The 18,506-nt window shown below is 52.5% G+C and carries 19 protein-coding genes; 1 reads left to right on the plus strand and 18 read right to left on the minus strand.

Features of this window, described 5'->3' with window-relative positions; genetic code table 11:
• Nucleotides 1–20: 20 nt before the first annotated feature.
• From MCJ35_RS19070 to MCJ35_RS19105, 8 genes are all read right to left on the minus strand, one after another.
• Entirely contained in the window at nt 21–938 is a 918-nt protein-coding gene (locus tag MCJ35_RS19070; protein ID WP_008719313.1) for an ABC transporter permease, read from the minus strand.
• Complete coding sequence (locus MCJ35_RS19075) at nt 938–2,005, minus strand: ABC transporter permease (protein ID WP_025485853.1); 1,068 nt, start codon at nt 2,003–2,005, stop codon at nt 938–940. Before MCJ35_RS19075 ends, MCJ35_RS19070 begins: the two co-directional genes overlap by 1 nt.
• Complete coding sequence (locus MCJ35_RS19080; RefSeq protein WP_025485852.1) at nt 2,002–3,516, minus strand: ABC transporter ATP-binding protein; 1,515 nt, start codon at nt 3,514–3,516, stop codon at nt 2,002–2,004. Before MCJ35_RS19080 ends, MCJ35_RS19075 begins: the two co-directional genes overlap by 4 nt.
• Nucleotides 3,517–3,553: 37 nt before the next feature.
• Nucleotides 3,554–4,630: a BMP family ABC transporter substrate-binding protein gene (locus tag MCJ35_RS19085; protein WP_025485851.1), complete on the minus strand. Its 1,077-nt coding sequence runs from the start codon at nt 4,628–4,630 to the stop codon at nt 3,554–3,556.
• Between the two features lie 14 nt (nt 4,631–4,644).
• The gene (locus MCJ35_RS19090; protein ID WP_025485850.1) at nt 4,645–5,304 is read right to left on the minus strand and encodes an HAD family hydrolase; all 660 of its coding nucleotides are present in this window, start codon (nt 5,302–5,304) and stop codon (nt 4,645–4,647) included.
• A gap of 13 nt (nt 5,305–5,317) precedes the next feature.
• Complete coding sequence (locus tag MCJ35_RS19095) at nt 5,318–6,097, minus strand: MTAP family purine nucleoside phosphorylase (RefSeq protein ID WP_008719322.1); 780 nt, start codon at nt 6,095–6,097, stop codon at nt 5,318–5,320.
• Nucleotides 6,094–6,273: a hypothetical protein gene (locus tag MCJ35_RS19100; RefSeq protein WP_155858475.1), complete on the minus strand. Its 180-nt coding sequence runs from the start codon at nt 6,271–6,273 to the stop codon at nt 6,094–6,096. Before MCJ35_RS19100 ends, MCJ35_RS19095 begins: the two co-directional genes overlap by 4 nt.
• Nucleotides 6,274–6,345: 72 nt before the next feature.
• Nucleotides 6,346–7,362 carry a LacI family DNA-binding transcriptional regulator gene (locus MCJ35_RS19105; RefSeq protein ID WP_025485846.1) on the minus strand — a complete coding sequence of 339 codons (1,017 nt, stop codon included), beginning with the start codon at nt 7,360–7,362 and terminating at the stop codon, nt 6,346–6,348.
• A 176-nt stretch (nt 7,363–7,538) separates the two neighbouring features.
• Here MCJ35_RS19105 and MCJ35_RS19110 point away from each other — a divergent pair, with 176 nt between their 5' ends.
• On the plus strand, nt 7,539–7,997 hold the full coding sequence (locus MCJ35_RS19110; RefSeq protein ID WP_025485844.1) for a hypothetical protein: 459 nt from the start codon (nt 7,539–7,541) through the stop codon (nt 7,995–7,997).
• Nucleotides 7,998–8,012: 15 nt separating this feature from the next.
• Here MCJ35_RS19110 and MCJ35_RS19115 read toward each other — a convergent pair whose 3' ends face one another.
• The 10 genes from MCJ35_RS19115 to MCJ35_RS19160 form a co-directional block, all read right to left on the minus strand.
• Nucleotides 8,013–8,942 carry a CPBP family intramembrane glutamic endopeptidase gene (locus tag MCJ35_RS19115; protein ID WP_008719330.1) on the minus strand — a complete coding sequence of 310 codons (930 nt, stop codon included), beginning with the start codon at nt 8,940–8,942 and terminating at the stop codon, nt 8,013–8,015.
• A 43-nt stretch (nt 8,943–8,985) separates the two neighbouring features.
• Complete coding sequence (locus MCJ35_RS19120; RefSeq protein WP_240299617.1) at nt 8,986–9,843, minus strand: hypothetical protein; 858 nt, start codon at nt 9,841–9,843, stop codon at nt 8,986–8,988.
• A gap of 89 nt (nt 9,844–9,932) precedes the next feature.
• Entirely contained in the window at nt 9,933–11,843 is a 1,911-nt protein-coding gene (locus MCJ35_RS19125; protein WP_025485841.1) for a sigma 54-interacting transcriptional regulator, read from the minus strand.
• Between the two features lie 155 nt (nt 11,844–11,998).
• A complete protein-coding gene (locus MCJ35_RS19130) occupies nt 11,999–12,958 on the minus strand; it encodes a D-2-hydroxyacid dehydrogenase (protein WP_025485839.1) in 960 nt (319 codons plus the stop codon).
• A 29-nt stretch (nt 12,959–12,987) separates the two neighbouring features.
• Nucleotides 12,988–13,890 carry a sugar phosphate isomerase/epimerase family protein gene (locus MCJ35_RS19135; protein WP_025485838.1) on the minus strand — a complete coding sequence of 301 codons (903 nt, stop codon included), beginning with the start codon at nt 13,888–13,890 and terminating at the stop codon, nt 12,988–12,990.
• 57 nt (nt 13,891–13,947) lie between these two features.
• Nucleotides 13,948–14,859 carry a sugar phosphate isomerase/epimerase family protein gene (locus MCJ35_RS19140; protein WP_025485837.1) on the minus strand — a complete coding sequence of 304 codons (912 nt, stop codon included), beginning with the start codon at nt 14,857–14,859 and terminating at the stop codon, nt 13,948–13,950.
• A 54-nt stretch (nt 14,860–14,913) separates the two neighbouring features.
• Nucleotides 14,914–15,849, minus strand: a complete 936-nt coding sequence (locus tag MCJ35_RS19145; RefSeq protein ID WP_025485835.1) for a transketolase family protein — start codon at nt 15,847–15,849, stop codon at nt 14,914–14,916.
• Nucleotides 15,849–16,700, minus strand: coding sequence for a transketolase (locus MCJ35_RS19150; RefSeq protein WP_025485834.1), 852 nt, complete (start codon nt 16,698–16,700; stop codon nt 15,849–15,851). Before MCJ35_RS19150 ends, MCJ35_RS19145 begins: the two co-directional genes overlap by 1 nt.
• Nucleotides 16,697–17,362: an aspartate/glutamate racemase family protein gene (locus MCJ35_RS19155; protein ID WP_025485833.1), complete on the minus strand. Its 666-nt coding sequence runs from the start codon at nt 17,360–17,362 to the stop codon at nt 16,697–16,699. The genes MCJ35_RS19150 and MCJ35_RS19155 overlap by 4 nt, the downstream gene beginning before the upstream one ends.
• Complete coding sequence (locus tag MCJ35_RS19160; protein ID WP_025485832.1) at nt 17,359–18,213, minus strand: sugar phosphate isomerase/epimerase family protein; 855 nt, start codon at nt 18,211–18,213, stop codon at nt 17,359–17,361. Before MCJ35_RS19160 ends, MCJ35_RS19155 begins: the two co-directional genes overlap by 4 nt.
• Nucleotides 18,214–18,506: the final 293 nt, after the last annotated feature.

Genomic DNA, 18,506 nt, shown 5'->3' on the forward strand with positions numbered 1-18,506 from the left:
GGCCAAACCGCATCCCTTCCCTACGCAGTCTCCACCGAAACCTTCTTCACCCTTCCCCGTATCCCCGAAACCAGCAGCACCGCGATGGTCATGAAATAGGGCAGGGCCAGCACGATCTGGGACGGGATCCCGAAGTTCTGCATGCTGGCCGCAAGGGCCTGGGCATAGGCGAACATGAAACTGTACACCGCTGCCAGCACCGGGTTCCCCTTTGCAATCATGATGGCTGCAACTGCTAGGAATCCCCTGCCTGCCGACATATTTTCCGTGAATATGGAGGTGCCGCCCAGAGGAAGGACCGCGCCGGCAATCCCCACGAAAAATCCGGTGATTAAAACAGAGTACCATTTATAGCGCAGGACATTGGTCCCGGTTGTCTGAGCCGCCTTTTCATTGATTCCCACACTGCGCAGCCTCAGGCCAAAGGGCGTTTTATACATGGCAATCCAGGTCCCGGCAATGGCCAGAAGGGTAAAATAGACCACCAGATTGTGGGTTCCGAACACTTCCCCTATATAAGGGATCCTGCTTATGACAGGCAGCTTGACAGAGGGCAGGCTGACCAGCCTTGGATCCATGAACGAGCCGCGTTTCCCGAAGATATTAAGGAGCAGGAAGGATGTAAATGCATCCATCCCCAGGTTCATGGCGATGCTGACCACCATGCCGCTGGAGCCAAGATGGAACACCAGGATGCCGAACAGGACGGAACAGGCCAGCCCTGCCAGGATCCCGCACAGCACCCCTGTGTATGGGTTCCCGGAGTAATAGGTGCCCAGCGTGGCAAAGAATGCAGCGCACAGCATGAAGCTTTCCAGGGCAATGTTAAAGATTCCCGTCCTGTCCCCGAAACAGCCGCCAATGGATGACAGGATAAGCGGCACGGCCAGACGCAGGGCCGCTGCCATGGTTATGGTTCCCAGTAAAATTGAAAGCATTATCCCACCACCGCCTTCCTCTTGACAGAACCAATCAGTTTACGGTAATCCACAGTGATGAACAGCACGAACAGGGCCTGAATCAAAAGCACGGTCAGGCGGTTCACGTCGCACATCCGCTCCATATGGAGGGACCCGGCTTTCAGGACGCCCCAGATAACGGCTACTCCCAGGACCGTAATGGGATGATTGCCTGCAATCATGGCAATCATGATGCCGTCCCAGCCAAGGTTATTGGAGAAGCTGGCGGTGAATTTCCCATACGTGCCCTGGACTTCAATACTGCCGCACAGACCGGCCACGAATCCCGACAGCAGGAAGATTGCCAGGAAGGTCTTTGTCACATTCACGCCCCCAATCCTTGCAAACCTGCGGTTCTCCCCCACCTGCTTCAGCTCATATCCGATTATGGTATACCTGTAAACCATGAAAATCACGATGACCAGCGCCACTGCTATGAGCACGCCCGTGCTTGCATTGGTCTTGGGTATCAGGTTGGTCAGGCGCGCCGTATCTGCTATGGGCGGCGTTGACAGGGCCAGTGAATCCCCGGCAGCGCTGATTCCCATTACTATATAAGTAAAATATTCGGTCAGCAGCACGGCGATATAGTTAAGCATCAGGGTCGTAATCATTTCGTTGACATGGAATGTAAGCTTCATCACGGCCGGAATCAGGGCAAACAGCATGCCCGCAATGCCGGCTGCCAGAAGACAGCCCGTGACATGCAGCGCTTTTGGCAGATGCACGTAAAAACCGAACAGGGCCGCCGCATATGCCCCAAAGTAAAGCTGGCCCTCAATCCCCAGGTTCATGACCCCGGATTTGAATGCAATGGTGGCCGCGATTCCCGTCAGGATACAGGGCGTGATCCACCGCAGGGTGTTGCCGAAGTTGCGGACGCTGCCAAATGCTCCCTGGAGGATATATTTCATGGCCGTAGCCGGGTTCTCTCCCTGCCATAGGATCAGCAGGCTGCCGATGATCATGACAGCCAGGAAGGAACACGCGTATTTCATGATGTTCCACAGGGCGTCCTGTCTCATCACCTTTGCTTCCTTGTTCATGGGCAGCCACCTCCTGTCATCAAAAGCCCTATATCCGTCTCTGTCTTTTCCCCATGAAGCCCCCCGTCATACAGCTGCCCGCCGTACATGACCAGGATACGGTCCGACACCTCCATGACCTCGTTCAGTTCATGGCTTACCAGCAGGATTGCCGTGCCCGCGGCAGCCAGGCTCTCTATCTTTTTCCATATGAACTCAATGGCCCCTATGTCAATGCCCCTGGTGGGGTCTTCAATGATCAGAAGGCTGTTATCCTGCAAAAACTCCCTGCCCACAATCAGTTTCTGTATGTTTCCACCTGAAAGGGTCTGTATCTTCAGGTTGGGTGAGGATGCCTTGACATTGAATTCATGGATGATGCGTTCCGTAAATGATATGGCCTGTTTCCGTTTCAGGATGAACCGGTTTCCAAACCCTTTGACAATATGGTATCCCATAATGGCATTTTCCCACAGGGACGCTTCCCGGTTGATTCCCTCGCTGATCCGGTCCTGGGGCACATATCCGATGTGGCGCAGCCGGTGTTCCCGGCAGCCCAGATGGGTGATGTCCCTTCCGTCAAAGGCCACCTCCCCCTTGCTGCATTTCCTAAGACCGAACAGGCCCTCCACCAGTTCCTGCTGGCCGGAGCCTGCAACGCCTGCGATTCCCAGGATTTCGCCCTTTCTGATTTCAAATGAGACATCCTTTAACTTTTCCCGTCCCTCATGGTCAGGAACACACAGATGCTTAACCTGAAGCAGCACATCCCCCTGTTCCTTGTCCTCCTTCTGGGCGGTCAGGATGACCTCCCTTCCCACCATCATGGTGGCAAGACCGTGTTCATCTGTTTCTTCCGGCTTCACCGTGCCGACATAGCGGCCGTTTTTTAAGACCGTGATGCTGTCCGATATCTCCATGACCTCTTTTAACTTATGGGTGATGAAAAGCACGGTCTTGCCGTTCTTAACCAGGAAACGGATTGCCTCGAACAGGCCCTCGATTCCCTGGGGTGTAAGGACCGAGGTGGGTTCGTCAAAAATAATGATATCCACTCCCCGGTACAGTATCTTTACGATTTCCACCTGCTGGAGCATGGACACGGACAGGTCCTGTACCTGTTCGTCCAGCGGTATGTTGAAGTGGTATTCCTCACAGATAGCCTCCACCCTCCTGCGCGCCTTGTCACGGTTCAGGAAAATGCCCCACCTGCGCGTTTCGTAACCCATCATGATATTGTCCAGTACCGACAATTCGGGAAACAGCATGAATTCCTGGTGCACCATCCCGATGCCGGCCCGGCTTGCATGGTTGGGGTTCCTGAAATCCATCTTTTTCCCATGTACAAACAGTTCTCCCTCATCCGGCCGGTAAAGGCCGCTGATGACATTCATCAAAGTACTTTTGCCTGCCCCATTTTCCCCGATAACCGCATGAACCGTTCCTTTCCTGACGGACAGGCTGATTTTATCATTGGCTGTCAGGCTGCCGAACCGTTTGGTAATTCCTTTTAATTCCAGCACAAAGTCCATAAATGCCTCCTTTTGTACCATCGGCCCTTTGCAGTCCCTATTTCAGCAAATCCTCCAGATTAAGGGAACCTGATTTTACGTCTTCAATTAATTTGTCCAAATCCGTCCTGACATCCTCGGGAAGCTTATCGTAATCCCTGTCGTCGAAAATGGCTGACTGTGTCTCTATCCCGTAGTTGGTACGTCCTGACACGAACTGCCCGTCCTTATAAGCGGTAAAGGAATCAAATACAGCGCCCCTGATATCGGTCAGGGATGACCAGAACACGCAGTCATCAATTCCGCCCTGCCACTCATCAACCCCGATACACCTGATTCCTGCCTCGGAACAGCCCTGGATCACGCCCAGTCCTGCCAGGTTGGCTGTCTGGAAAATCACATCCGCGCCCTGGCTGACCATGATTTTCGTCTGCTCCCCCGCCTTTACCGTGTCGCTGTCATCCCCCACGTATGCGGTCTGTACCGTCACATCCGGGTCCGCGTATGCGGCTCCTGCCAGATATGCATCGCGGAACCGGTTAATCACAGGAATGTCCAGGCTGCCGATCCAGCCGATTGTCTTTGACTGTGTGGTCCTGGCTGCCACAAAACCGGATACAAAGGCCGGTTCCAGGGAGTCCACGTACACATTGGCCACATTGTCATATTTGGTATCCAGGCTGCTGTCAATGAGACAGAACATGGTGTCCGGATACTCCGGGGCCAGCTCGATGGCCACTTCGTTTACCGTGTCGAACATGGTGTAGATGGGGTTGGCGCCCATTTCCGCCATTGCCCTGATCTGCTCTGAATACTCGGCCTTGTCCAGCGCCTCAATCAGCTTGACCGTGGCCCCGTACTCCTGTTCAATCTGTTCAAATCCGGTCCATGTCAGGTCGGTGAACGGAACCCCTGCCGGGGCTTCGCTGATCAGGCAGGTAAATAATTCTTTATCCTGCGCCCCTGCCCCTTCCTCTTTTTTCCCTGTTTCCCCGTCATCCCCTGCCTTGGCCTGTTCAGTCTGGGCCTGTCCGCCCTGGGACGTTTCCTTTGCAGTTTCCCCTTTGCCTCCGGCGCATCCGGCCAGCACGCACATGACGGCAGCAGCAGTTAAAAACAGTCTCATTTTCCTCATATCTTTCTCCTCCTTCATGACTCATCAAAAATGGAACACAGCTCACTGATATCTTTAATCACACAATCCGGTTTCTTTTCCTCCAGGGACCCAAGGGGCCAGTTCCCGGACGGCACCCCCACCGTATAAATCCCCGCAGCCACCCCGGCTTCTATATCAAAGGGGGACTCCCCTATGTATACGCATTCCTCCTTCAGGCAGCCGCACACGGCAGCCCCCTTTAGGATGGGTTCCGGGTCGGGTTTGAAGCGGATCACATCATCCCTGGTGACCAGCAGGCTGATATACCGGTCCAGTCCTGTCTGCTTCAGGATATGGGATGCGTTTTTCCTCCGCTCCGATGTAATCAGGCAGATCTTACAGCCCAGATTCCAGATATGGTCCAGGGTCTTCATGGCCCCGTCAATGAGCCTGGCCCGCTCCATATGGATTGGGTACTGCCTTTTATATTCCTCTATGAATTCCTCTATGGTACCATGGTCATCCGGTCTTACATCGGTCAGCGTGGTAAGCATCACTTCCACCGGAAGCCCGAACATGTCCATAATGTCCTCTTTGGCGGGTCTGCCCCCGCTTACCTTTTCAAATGCTTCTGCAAGGGCGTCACAGATGCAGTCCTGGGAATGGATTAAGGTCCCGTCCAGATCCGTGAGCAGCGCCTTATACCGCGGCATCCTCCGTCACCCCTTACTTCTTAAGGATTGCATGGTCCAGCGCATGGCTGCACGGGCAATCCCTTTCGTCCTTCAGGTCCGGTATGGCCAGATATAATACCTGCTTGAAATCCTCAATCCCCTGCTTTAACAGCCTTGGGAAATCGTCCGCTTCAATCTGCTCTCCCAGGCACCAGTTGGTGGGGACACAGATATGTGCATAGCAGATGGCCGCCTCCCTTGCAAAGACTGCTTCCGGAAGGGTGGTCATCCCTATCAGGTCAGCGCCCAGCTTACGGAACATGGTAAGCTCAAAGGGTGTCTCGAACCGGAGTCCTTCATTGACAAAGATGACCGCCTTGTCGTGCACATGTCCGGGCTTCACCTTGTTTGCGGCGTCAATCAGCGCGCGGCGCAGGTCCGGGCAGTAGGCAGGCGTCATATCCACATGGTAGGCCTCCACCTCGTCGTCATACAGGGACCGCGGAAACCTTCTGGTCCAGTCACAGAAATCATGCGGGATGACCAGGCTGCCCAGCTCGATGTCCGGATTGCTGCTTCCCACACAGTTGGTGGCCAGGATCTGTTCCACCCCAAGCTCCTTGAAGGCCCAGATATTAGCCCTGTAATTGATGCGCGGGACAATGATTTTGTGCTCTTCCCCATGTCTTGGAAGAAAATACACCTTCCGTCCCTGGATCGTGCCCTCGAAAATCTCAGAAGAACGTCCATATTTGTTATTGTGGACAAACATCCTGGGATTTTCCAGAAGTTCATAGAAGCCGCTTCCTCCGATAATTCCAACTGGTTTCATTTGTATTTCTCCTTTTCCTTTTTATGATTTGAAACTGAAATCGTTTTCAGTTCCTGTAAAAAAAATGTTGTCTTTGCCATGACCACATCTTTTATACTTCCATGTTTTATATTTCCATCTTTTATACTTCCGTCTTTTCTATGTCCATTTTCCAGCAGATATATTAACTGCGGCATATCCGGGGCACCCAATCGGTTATCCATGTGCCCCGGACACACCTTTTATGTCTTCCAGTCCGGCCTGCCTCATCACACCAGCTTCTGAACGGAGGTCCTTTCAATGAATTTCAACTCCAGGGCCTCGGTCCTTGCCCCGCCCCTCTCACCGGGCTGCTCCATCCGTTTCAGCAAAAGCCTGACCGCACCCACTGCAATGGCCGACGTATCCAGGCGGAAGCTGGTAATCCCATGGCGTTCAAAGGCCATGACATCCTCATCGCACTCCTCAAAACCGATGAGGGAAATATCCTTTCCCGGCGTCATCCCATGGTTCCTGACAGCTTCCAGCATGCCTGTTGTCAGGGTGTTGTTGCCTGCTATGATGGCCGTAGGCGGTTTTTCAAGCCCAATCAGCTGGGATGTATAGCGGATGCCCGCCTCTGTCTTCCAGCAGTCCTGTATGAAATACTCATCCCGCCACGGCAGCCCGTGCGCTGCCAGGCAGTCCCTGAATCCGCGGATGCGTTCCTCTGCAATCCCATGCCCCTCTGCGCCCACCAGGAATGCAATCCTGCTGTGGCCGTTTTTTATCAGATACCCTGTTCCCTGATACAGGGCTTCGTAGTTCCGGTTCATGATGCAGTCCAGGGATGTATTCTCTTCAAAGTACCTGTCTATGAGCACCACCGGCTTCTCTACCTGCTGCAGCCGCGTCAGTTCCTTTAAGGAGGTGGCGTCCAGAATGCCGTCCGCCATCTGGCAGATGGAGCTGCTTAAAAAACTGCATTCCTCATCTGCTGATTCTGTTGTATAGACCACCACGTAATAGCCGTATTTCTTCATCTCACGGATGACGGTGTTAATCAGCTGGGTGAAAAAATGATTGTCAATCACAGGGACAATCACCACCACGACCTGGCTCCTGCCGCGGACCATGGCTTTGGCCGTGAAATCCGGGACATAATGAAGTTCCTCAATCGCTTTCTGTACCCGCTCTTTTACCTCAGTATTAATCCATTTATAGTCATTCAGTACACGTGATACGGTGGATGGGGACACCTGAGCATACTCCGCCACATCTTTGATTGTGATTTTATTCTTTTTCATGTGCACTTCTTCCTCTTTTCCGAACCTGAAATCCTTTTCAGTATAGCAATATTACCATATCTGACATTATTTTGCAAGAGGTGCGGGGGGATATCCCAAAAAAGTAATACCAAACCGTTTCTTCTGTGTTACAATAAGGAATGGATATAAACCATATATGATTAGGAGGACAGATAATGTCATACACATTAACCAGCGTAACAATCCGTACGGACAATACACCGGAGGGCATGGAAAAGATTGGGGAATTATGGGCCGACGTGGCAGGAGGAAAGCTTCCCATCCTATTTGACAGTGCACAGAACTTCCAGACGGGGATTTCCCCCATCTCAAGATACAGCAATTATGCAGGAGATGAAACCGGCGCCTACGACCTCTCCGTCATGGGCGTGACAGCGGACTTCTTCCAGCACATGGAACATCTGGTCAGCGAAGGCGTGTACCGCAAATATGATGAGGCCGATGAAAGCGGCGACATAGGCACATGTACCAGAAAAGCATGGGAACGCGTGTGGGCTGAACAGAAAAACGGCGGGATTGTGCGGGCCTTCACGATGGATTATGAAAGCAGCGTGCCTGCGGAGTATACAAAGGACGGGAAGGCCCATTGTTATCTGTATATTGCGGTACGGTAAGGCTGCGGATGCTTATTACTGGGGCGGCAGGAACTTTCCCTTTTTCCCACGGTAATGCCACAGGACACACCCAATGGCCGCCAGGGTCACCAGGGTTGTGAACAGACCGCCTTCCGGGCCGAATAATCCGCCGTTTAACAGGTTTTCCTCACCGATGACCGTTGTGAACATCCGGGGCGTATTGATTCCGCTTACCTCAAATCCATATACAGGGCCTTGGAAATAATTCCAGGCAATGTGAAAGCCGATAGGAATCCACAGCTGGTCCGTGAACCAGAAAAGAAGGCCAAGGAAAATCCCCACAAGGCAGATATTGATAAAGCCCAGAAGACTGAAATTACTGTTGGAGGAGTGCGCGATACCAAACAGAAGCGCCGGAAGGATCAGGGCCAGCCATCCAGGTCTGGCCTGCCGCAGGGCATCCATGGCATATCCCCTGAAAAAGATTTCCTCGCCAAATCCCACTGATATGAACATGACCAGATAACCTATGAGCCACGGGTCCAGGCCTGCTTTCCCAAAACTCATGGATGCATTGCCGGTCAGGCAGATTCCCGCAGCAACCAGCGTAATCATGACCATACCAATGAGAAGGCCCTTGCCCAAATCCCTTAACCATCCCTTGCCGTGTATGCCAAGGTTTTTCCAGGATGAATGGAAGCCCCATTTCCACAGGGCAAGCGGCAGGAATATGATGACCAGGTTCTGGATGCATATCAGGATAATCATATACCAATGGTCCGCCTGCCCCCTGTATGCCTCCATCAGGCTGCCGTCCCCGTCCATGATTCCCAGGCTCATCAACAGGATCCGGAAGGCAAGGGAGAATGCCAGGGCAATCGCTACTATGATTACAGGTATGACCATATCCCATATCAATACAAGACTGAGGAACTTATATCCCCATCTGACCTGTCCCTGCTGGTTCTTAAACGGATTTTTCATCGTAATCTCCTATGCTGTCATTTATTTTCCTATCTGGAATCCATCACATACCGGCCGCCGGGATGCTGGAAGCCGTGGCGTACCGGTAACGCCATACGCTTGCCGGATAACCGGTCAGGATGGAATATCCCGTCTTATCCACCAGATCTATGGTGATGGTCACATCATTATCAATGCAGTACCTTGAGAGTCCTTCGGCTGAATCGTTGTTCCCGGTGAAGTCAAAACTGTAAATCCTGTCATATTCAAAGGGCATCATATGGATTTCGCCTAACACCACACCTTTCCCATCAATGGCCGTGACCCCGTACAGCCACACCTCATGGGCATCCAGGCTCAGGTTCGACTCCCCGCTTGGAAACATGAAGCAGTCCACTTCCCGGTCCATCACATAGCATTCCATATCGTGATGAATCTCGTTCTGATACATGGGCCGTCCCTCATTGTTCATCCACATTGTTATCACTGCATCCTCATCCCCGCACCGGATGCCGCCCACCTCATCCACGCTCTGTCCAGGCCCCGGCAGGAACGCGCCGTCAGCCCCCACCTGATATCCGTCCGGGGTGGTTGTATCCGACAACATATAGCCGCGTCCATCAAAATAATAATATCTGCCCTTAATCCATTTCCATGTACCTGCAGGATAGGTACCATCGTCGTCCTCATACCACCTGCCGCCGGAGTCCTGCTGCCACTGTCCGGCATATGAGATGGCGGATGACATGGCTGTGGCGGTTGTAATGGCCGCAATGCCTATGGCGGCCATGGCTGCGGCTTTTAACGCTGCTGTCTTTGGAAAAGAATGGAACGGCAGCCGCTTAGTCGGAACTATCTTAAACTGCCGCCCTTTTGCCAATATATAAACCAAAGACGCTATGACTCTTTTCATGAAAATCATACAAATCCCCCCTGCCCTTTCCTGCATTTCACTGCGGATACCCCTGCCAAAGCTTAAGTACATCCAGTATACCATAATCTTCCGGCACTTTACAGGGGCTTATTGCTTTCATTCTTTTCTTTGGCTATCCGCTCCATACGCCACAGGGTTGTCCTGCTGACCCCCAGTTCCCTGGCTATATCCTGTTTTTTCTTTCTAGGTTTCAGGGAGGAATATATATCCTCCGGTTCAGGAGGCTGGTTCCTGACTGTTTTCTGCCCAGCCAAAACATTGCTTTCCCCAGCGCGGAAGATTTTTAGCATCTGTATCTCCTTTAGCCCAATTTCCTGGGAATCGCTAAGCACCACCAGACGCTCGCAGATATTGCGCAGCTCACGCACATTACCGGGCCAGTGGTAATCCATCAGGCACTGGGCCGATTCCTGGGACAGTTTGGGTATGGGTTTTCCCATCTCACATGCAAATCTGGTAAGATAAAAATCCACCATTTCCTGTATGTCCCCGGACCGCTCCCTGAGAGGAGGAATTGTGATATCCAGCAGGTTCAGCCTGTAATACAGGTCTGCCCGGAACTGCCCTTCCCGGATTTTTTCCTCAATATTGATATTAGTGGCCGAAATCACCCTTACATCCACAGGCTGAAGACGGCTGCTTCCGATGCGGCGGATTTCCTTTTCCTGAAGTACGCGCAGAAGCTTGGCCTGGAGCGCAGTGGGTATTTCCCCGATTTCATCCAGGAAAATGGTTCCTTTGTGCGCCAGTTCAAACAATCCGGCCTTGCCGTTTTTGGATGCCCCGGAAAATGCGCCTGGCTCATATCCGAATAATTCGCTTTCCAGCAGGTTCTCGGGCAGGGCCGCACAGTTTAAGGCCACAAAGGGTTCCGCATTCCTCCTGCTCTCCCTGTGGATGCTGTGGGCGAACAGCTCCTTGCCGGTTCCTGTCTCCCCCACAATCAGCACATTGGAATCCACCCTGCTGTAGCGCTTTGCCATAAGGATATCCTCCCTGATTGCCTGGCTGGATCCAATGATATCGTCAAAGGAATACTTTGCGGTAAGTCCCTGTCTCACAAGGCTGTGGCGTATCTTAGTCTCCGCCTCCATGATCTGCTCCGTATAGCGCACCATGATGATGGCTCCTTTGCCCATCTTGTCCACCACCACGGGTTTGTACTCCGTGTAAAGCTTCCTGTCCTCCCACTGGATGATTTCTTCCTTTTCCCTTCCGTTTTCAACCACATCCTGCCACTTGAAGGCGGAACAGACAGCCGCCACAGGACATCCCATGAAGTCCATCCTGGTGGACAGGTGAAATGTCCTGTATGCCTGATTATTCAGGGCCTGGATCCGGCCGGCTGCATTAACGGCCACCAGGGCATCGGAACTGGTATTGAGGATGGCGCTGGTCATATTGAACCTGGCCCTCTCCATATTGATGGTCCTGGCTGCATCCATGGCCTGTTTCAGGGCCTGGTCAATGGCAATATCCTTGGTATGGATATGGACCCGCCTCAGGTTCTCCTTATCACAGAGCCCGCACATGGTACCTGCCCCCACAAACACGTCTGCCCCGCTTTCCTTTGCCATGTGTATGGCCTCCAGGGTGGAAGCCTCATCGTGGATTGCATAGTATTTAATCTCAGCCTGGCACAGACGCTCAAGTTCTGTCACCGCGCCGTTGTCCATGTAGCGGACACACAGCGCAATCTTCTTTGGGGCAAATTCCTGCCTGGCCTTTATAAGAGCCTCCAGGATATCAAAACTGGACAGCTGTATTTCCACCACATGCTTTTGCGGAAACAGGGAGACCAGCCTGTCATACGTCATACCCCTGGCCACCAGGATTTCCGCATCTCCATGACATGACAGGGATTCAGGGGTACCGAACACATGAAGCAGTTCAATCCTGATATCATCCTGGCCCTGAACCCGGCTGACAGCTGCCTCAAACCTGTTTTTCATATTCAAATATGGTATGAACATACGTATCGTAACCATTGACTGCCTTCCTCCTGTTCCCTTCACGCAAAAATGTACCCAACTATGAGACCATGCCAACGTGAACATTATATCATAATTGAGTACATCCGTGTACATCCGATTGCGCGGTTCCTGCTGCCGTCTGTTGCCTTCTGTCTGCGGCCTTCTATCGGTTAACGGTTCACCACATTCTGGGGCTTCCCATCCACAAACTGCCGCAGGTTATCCACCGCAATATCCATGAGTCTCTGTCTGGATTCCCTGGGTGCCCAGGCAATGTGGGGTGTGATGATCATGTTTTTGGCATCTAAGAGGGGATTATCCTCCCTGATGGGTTCTGAGGAAACCACATCCACGGCTGCCCCGCTTACTTTTCCACTGTTTAATGCTTCTTTTAAGTCTTCCTCCACAATCAGCGGACCTCTTGAGGTATTAAGGATCTTAACCCCATCCTTCATCTTTGCAATGGTGTCTTTGTTGATGATTCCCTCCGTGGACGGGAACAGCGGGCAGTGAAGGCTGATTACATCTGACTGGGACAGCAGCTGGTCCAGGGATACGTATCTGCAGCTGTCTGTTTCCAGGTCCTTGTTGGGGTATTCATCAAAAGCAAGGATCTTCATCCCAAAAGCCTGGGCAATCTGCGCGGTCCTCTGTCCAATCCTTCCAAAACCGATTACGCCGAAGTTCTTGCCAGCCAGCTCCACCAGGGGATGTTTCCAGAAACACCAGTCCTGATTGTGGGTCCACTCCCCTGCCTTCACACAGTCGGAATGTTCACCCACATGATGGCACAGTTCCAGAAGAAGGGCCATTGCATACTGGGCCACGGCGTCCGTTCCATAGGTGGGGATGTTGGAAACCACCACCCCTTGTTCCTTGGCAGCCGCCGTATCAATCACATTATACCCTGTGGCCAGGACACCGATAAATTTCATTCCGGGACACTGGTGTATGGTCTCTGCCGTTATCGGCGTTTTATTGGTATACACGGCCTGGGCATCCCCAATCCGCTCCGCCACCTTGTCCGCCGGGGTCCTGTCATACACGGTCAGGGTGCCAAGGGCCTCAAGCCCCTCCCAGCTTAAGTCTCCGGGATTTTCTGTATATCCGTCCAATACTACAATTTTCATGTCCATTTTCCTCCTCGATTGAATTTATATTAATCCTCTACCAGGGCCCAGGCACGGTTGATGACACGCTTTGTACCGGCAAGGATGATATCCCCGTCCTCATTGGCCCATGGCTTTACTTCCAGCGACAGTACATAGGGATTATCCTTATTGAAAAAGCCCTCTTCCTTTAACACGGTAAAGAAATCAACCAGCTGTTCCGTGTCATTGGCGCTTTCCGGGAATCCGAACCTTGGGTGCTGATCCCCGTATGCCTGGCAGCCCTCCTTTACCACGGCATTACCGATGTGCAGGTGGGTGATATAGGGGCGCAGGGTCTGGATTACAAACCTGGATGTCTCATATGTGGTAGGGAAATGGGACAGGTCCACCAGCAGCCCGAAGTTATTATGGGTCATGCGCATGTCAGCTGCAAACCTGGCCGCATAGGGCGCAGGTCCAATGAGGGCAGCCTTATCCATGTCAAAATCAAATACCTCCAGCTCCACCATCATTCCCAAGGACGCTGCATGGCTGCACACGGCCCTGGTGGTCTTAAGCAGCTGGGCATAAGCCTGTTCTTTTGTCTCAGGCTCCCACTTTCCTGCCAGGAATGCAATTCCCCCGGCCCCCATATACTTAGCCTCATTAACAGAGTCAATGAGCACTGCCTCGGCCTTTTTCCTGCCTTCCTCATTGAGGTCATTGGGATTCAGCTTAGGTCCCAACAGGCGGGGCTGGGCGCCGTAGCACACCTTCATATGGCCCTGGGCCAGCATGTCCTTTACCCTGTCCCTGGTCTCCTGATCCTCGATATGGGTGATTTCCAGTGCGCTGAAATATTCATCGCAGCAAATGGTCTTAACGGATTCAAGTATGGGGTAATCCACCGGGGGATGGGTCATCCACTGGATGGTTCCCACCTGAAAATATTCCTGAATCGGGTCTTTCATATATCATGATCCTCCTTTTTCTATTTACAATTTAACCATGTCCTGATTAATCTTCCCTTACACCAGCTCCCAGGCCAGGTTCAGGGTGCGTTTTGCATTGGCAATCACTGCCTCCGACGGTTCATCCTTCCACGGTTTTACCTCAAAACTGACAATGGGGCGGGTCTTTTCATTGAGGAAACCAATCTTTAGCAGCAGCCTCAGATACTCTGCCAGCTCATTTACGTCATTTTCACTGTCCGGGAACCCAAATCTTGGATGGTTGTCACCGTAGGCCTCACAGTCCGGGCTTTTAATGACCGTATTGCCCATATGCGCATGGATGATATAATCCTTTACCGGCAGGATGCCCTCCTCTATTGTCTCATGTATCATGGGAATATGGCTTAGGTCTACCAGCAGTCCGAAGTTCTCAAACTCCTCCCTGATGATGCCTGCATATCTGGCTGCCAGGGACGCAGGCCCTATGAGGGCTTTTTTGTCAATATCGTAATCAAATACCTCACAGCAGATGGGCATGTCTCCCTTATCCCGGGCATAGGCACACAACTCCCTTGTGGATTTTATAAGCTGATGGAGGGACTGTTCCTTTGTCTCCTCCCGGTACCTGCCTGACAGGAAGGAAAATCCCACACATCCCAGTTCATAAGCCTCGTCAATCCCTTCCTTCAGGGTGTCCACCGCCTTTTGCCTGCCCCCTTCATCAAGGTCATTCAGGTTCAGGCCGGCGGATAGCGTGCGTCCCTGCCCGCCGTAGGCAGACACCATATGGCCTGTCCGTATAAGCCCTGCCGCTGCCCTTCTGACCTCCGGGTCATTGATACGGGCCACCTCCACCGCGTCAAAGTAGTCATCCGCCACCACCTTACCGAGGCATTCAAGTATGGGGCCGTCTCCATCCCCCAGGCCTCTGTAGGCAACATGAAGAATCAGTCCCACTTTCATGAACTTCCTCATGGATTGTTCCATGTCCAACCTCCTTACGTCATTTCCCAGCCAGCCCTTTGCTGTCTGGCTGCCGGACTATTTGCGCTTCATGACAGCCCTGCACTTATCCGCAATGGCCTTAGGGCTGTATCCATACTTTACCAGCAGTTCTTCATAATCCCCTGACTCAGCGAAATCAACGGCCCCAATCCGCTCCATGGGCACGGGCCTGTGTTCTGCCAACACCTCTGCCACCGCGCTGCCAAGGCCTCCGTAAATGCTGTGTTCCTCCACCGTGACAATGGCTCCTGTGCCCTTGGCGCACTCTATGACCAGATCCTGGTCAATAGGCTTGATGGTATGCATATCCACCACCGTTGCCTGGATTCCTTCTTCCTCCAATAGGGCAGCTGCCAAAAGGGCCTTGTGAAGAACGGTTCCCGTGGTAATGATGGTCACATCCCCGCCTTCCCTTACCGTGATTCCCTTCCCGATCCCAAACTCCATATCAGGGGAATAATACACAGGCGCTTCTGCCCTGCTGAGCCTGAGGTACACCGGCCCCCGGTGTTCCGCCAGGGCGAATACGGCCTTCCTCGTCTCCACTGCATCCGCCACCGCGACAACGGTCAGATTGGGAATGGAGCGCACAAAGGCCAGGTCCGTAATGGCCTGATGGCTGGCCCCGTCATAGGAGTCCGACAGGCCGCAGTAGGTGCCGCACAGCTTCACGTTCAGGTTGTCATAGGCAATCAGGCTTTGGATGGGATCCGCTCCCCTGGTGGTCATGAAAACCGCAAAGGTGTTCACATAGGGAATCATCCCTTCCCTGGCAAACCCGGCTGCCATGGACACCATGTTAAGTTCGCTGATTCCCACGTTAAAATACCGCTCCGGAAAAGCCCTCCCAAATATACCGCTCTTGGTGGAGGATGCCACATCTGCCTCCAGGCCCACAATATTGGGATTCTGTCCTCCCAGTTCCTTTAACGCTGCGCCGTATGCATCGCGGATTGCTATCATTTCTCCCATTACTGAGCACCTCCTAATTCTGCCTTTGCCCTGGCATATTCCTCATCGTTGATGGCCTTCCCATGCCATATATTCCTGCCCTCCATAAAGGATATGCCTTTGCCCTTCACGGTTGCCGCCAGAATCAGGGACGGCTTTCCCGGATGGTTTTTGCCGTCTGCCCCGGCTGCGGCCTTGGCTTCCTTGACCGCCCTGCATATGTCCGCCACATCATGTCCGTTGCAAGGAATCACATTCCATCCAAATGCCTCCCATTTTGCCCTGATATCCCCCATGGGCATGATTTCTTCAAGGGTTCCGTCCAGCTGCACCCCGTTGTTATCCAGAATGCCAATCAGATGGTCAGCCTTGAACTTGGAGGCGGACATGGCCGCTTCCCAGACACAGCCTTCCTGTATTTCCCCATCTCCCATAATAACATAAGTATAGGAATCCTGTCCTTTTATTCTTGCTGACAAGGCCATGCCAAGCCCTGCTGACAGCCCAAGGCCAAGGGGGCCGGTGGACAGCTCCACTCCCGGGGTTTTGTGGACACAGGGATGCCCCTGAAGCATGCTGTCAATGTGCCGCAGGTTCTTTAATTCTTCCTTTTGGAAGAATCCCTTTTCAGCCAGCACCAGATACAGCATGGGGGCCGCATGGCCTTTGGAGAGTACCAGATGGTCCCTTCCCTCCATGTCCGGATGTTCCGGATCCACATTCATTATCTCGAAGTACAAGGCAGTCAATAGTTCCGTACATGACAGGGAACCGCCCGGATGCCCGGTCTGGATGCTGTGAAGCAGGTCAATGAGCTGGTTCCTGAACCGGCTGCATTGCAGCTGCAATTCCTCTTTTCTTTCATTTGTCATTGTCTTATTCCCTCCAACTTGTTCTTGATTTCCTCCACGCACAGCCTGGGGCTGGTAAGAACCGGACACCTGGTAAGGCCCCCAATGTCCTCCTCCAGGTGGGCCATGGATGCCTGGGCCAGAACAATGCAGTCATAGGCTGCAAGGTTTCCCGCCCTTTCCTTAAGGATACGGTCATGCAGTTCCATGTCCATGGCCTTCAGGGCCTGAAATGCGTCCGCACACACACAGGTGTCAATGGAAAGCTGCCGCCCGGCTCTTTCCCCTTCCCTGCGTATCTTTGATACTGTAGGGCTGACCGTACTTCCCGCCGTTGCCATCACCAGCACATGGTCCCCATATGTAATGCTCTTTTTTGCCATGGCATCGTCAATGGCAATGACCGGGACCTTGATGAAGGGCCGGATCATCTCCACTGCCGGGGTCAGGGTGGAGCAGGTGGTGGCAATCAGGTCCGCCCCAGTCAGTTCCTGGGCCTTGATGTCCAGAAACAGCCTGTTCCTGTTATCTGCCGTAAATTCACCGGTTTCATTGGGATTGTCAGCCAGAAAATCGTCCCACAGGTTATGTACCTTCACCTCACAGCCAACGCCCTTCCTTAACATCTCCTCAAAGCTTACCGCCACGCTCTTCACTGTGTGGATTAATGCAATACGCTTCATGTATCTCTCCTGTCTGCTGCTTTTCTTCCATAAACCCGTTCTGCAGCCGGTCCAAGACATGCCATGGCGCCCCTGGCAGCCTCCTCCATGGACGGAAGCTGGAATATTTCCGTACAGAAATTCCCATCATAGCCGCACTCCTTAAAAGTGGTAAGTATTTTCTCAAAATCCAACCCGCATTGGCCGGGATAACGGCGGTTGTTGTCAGCCAGGTGTACATGGATGTTATAAGGGCTGTACTTCCTGATGGCCTCATACAGGTCCTTTTCCTCCAGGTTCAGATGGAAGACATCCATCATCAGCCTGAAGTTGGGCCTGTTTACCCGCTCCACCATATCCACGGCCTCTGCCAGCGTATTGATGAAATTGGTCTGCATGATGGTCACTGTTTCCAATGCAATTTTCACGTTTTTAGGCGATGCATGATCTGCCAGCTCCCGGAATGCACAAACTGCCAGTTCCTCTGTCTCCTCCCGTGAGAGCTGTTCACAATACTGTCCCCGCACCCTTCCGATATTGATATTGGCGCCAAGGTAACCGGCAAAGTCAATGATTTCCTTGCTTCTGCGGATGGCCTCCCTGCGGTTGCCTTCCGCCGGACTGGTATAGCTCAGTCCCAGCTGCCCGAATATTTCTCCTGTACACACAAGGACAACGGACAGCCCGTATTTTTCAGCTGTCTGCTTCACTTCCTTCCAGTCAAGGGCTCCCGGATTCAGCGTCATAAGTTCCACGCCATCATATCCAAGCCTGGACAGGCCGCCAAAACTTTGGTCCAATGGTCCCTGGTAGGCTGTGACGGAACCAGCAATGGCCACGTCCGGGGTGGCTGCCTGATAACATAATTTCATCCTGCTTATCCTCCTTCCATAATGTCCGGCATCTTTTTGCCGATGCCTTTCTGACATATTTAAAGAGCAAGAAACGTGCCAACCTTTCCTATCCGTCCGGTCATTGATAATGCTGAATGAATCCCCAGGGAATTGAAGTATTTTTGTCAAAATGCAGCCACCGCCGTTGTTTCATTTGCGTTATGTTTCACAAACGTTTCTTTTTGTTTCTCACATATCTCCTTCAAATGTTTCATAACGTTTCATCCTATCCATTTTCCATGAATATCATTATAGTGCCATTGTATCCTGCC

This window comes from Enterocloster sp. OA13 (genome assembly GCF_022440595.1).
Lineage (GTDB): Bacteria > Bacillota > Clostridia > Lachnospirales > Lachnospiraceae > Enterocloster > Enterocloster hominis.

Excerpts from the sequence above, each read along its gene's own strand:
- MCJ35_RS19070 (WP_008719313.1), bottom strand. The coding sequence starts at position 938 with ATGCTTTCAATTTTACTGGGAACCATAACCATGGCAGCGGCCCTGCGT.
- MCJ35_RS19075 (WP_025485853.1), bottom strand. The coding sequence starts at position 2,005 with ATGAACAAGGAAGCAAAGGTGATGAGACAGGACGCCCTGTGGAACATC.
- MCJ35_RS19080 (WP_025485852.1), bottom strand. The coding sequence starts at position 3,516 with ATGGACTTTGTGCTGGAATTAAAAGGAATTACCAAACGGTTCGGCAGC.
- MCJ35_RS19085 (WP_025485851.1), bottom strand. The coding sequence starts at position 4,630 with ATGAGGAAAATGAGACTGTTTTTAACTGCTGCTGCCGTCATGTGCGTG.
- MCJ35_RS19090 (WP_025485850.1), bottom strand. The coding sequence starts at position 5,304 with ATGCCGCGGTATAAGGCGCTGCTCACGGATCTGGACGGGACCTTAATC.
- MCJ35_RS19095 (WP_008719322.1), bottom strand. The coding sequence starts at position 6,097 with ATGAAACCAGTTGGAATTATCGGAGGAAGCGGCTTCTATGAACTTCTG.
- MCJ35_RS19100 (WP_155858475.1), bottom strand. The coding sequence starts at position 6,273 with ATGCCGCAGTTAATATATCTGCTGGAAAATGGACATAGAAAAGACGGA.
- MCJ35_RS19105 (WP_025485846.1), bottom strand. The coding sequence starts at position 7,362 with ATGAAAAAGAATAAAATCACAATCAAAGATGTGGCGGAGTATGCTCAG.
- MCJ35_RS19110 (WP_025485844.1), top strand. The coding sequence starts at position 7,539 with ATGTCATACACATTAACCAGCGTAACAATCCGTACGGACAATACACCG.
- MCJ35_RS19115 (WP_008719330.1), bottom strand. The coding sequence starts at position 8,942 with ATGAAAAATCCGTTTAAGAACCAGCAGGGACAGGTCAGATGGGGATAT.
- MCJ35_RS19120 (WP_240299617.1), bottom strand. The coding sequence starts at position 9,843 with ATGATTTTCATGAAAAGAGTCATAGCGTCTTTGGTTTATATATTGGCA.
- MCJ35_RS19125 (WP_025485841.1), bottom strand. The coding sequence starts at position 11,843 with ATGGTTACGATACGTATGTTCATACCATATTTGAATATGAAAAACAGG.
- MCJ35_RS19130 (WP_025485839.1), bottom strand. The coding sequence starts at position 12,958 with ATGAAAATTGTAGTATTGGACGGATATACAGAAAATCCCGGAGACTTA.
- MCJ35_RS19135 (WP_025485838.1), bottom strand. The coding sequence starts at position 13,890 with ATGAAAGACCCGATTCAGGAATATTTTCAGGTGGGAACCATCCAGTGG.
- MCJ35_RS19140 (WP_025485837.1), bottom strand. The coding sequence starts at position 14,859 with ATGGAACAATCCATGAGGAAGTTCATGAAAGTGGGACTGATTCTTCAT.
- MCJ35_RS19145 (WP_025485835.1), bottom strand. The coding sequence starts at position 15,849 with ATGGGAGAAATGATAGCAATCCGCGATGCATACGGCGCAGCGTTAAAG.
- MCJ35_RS19150 (WP_025485834.1), bottom strand. The coding sequence starts at position 16,700 with ATGACAAATGAAAGAAAAGAGGAATTGCAGCTGCAATGCAGCCGGTTC.
- MCJ35_RS19155 (WP_025485833.1), bottom strand. The coding sequence starts at position 17,362 with ATGAAGCGTATTGCATTAATCCACACAGTGAAGAGCGTGGCGGTAAGC.
- MCJ35_RS19160 (WP_025485832.1), bottom strand. The coding sequence starts at position 18,213 with ATGAAATTATGTTATCAGGCAGCCACCCCGGACGTGGCCATTGCTGGT.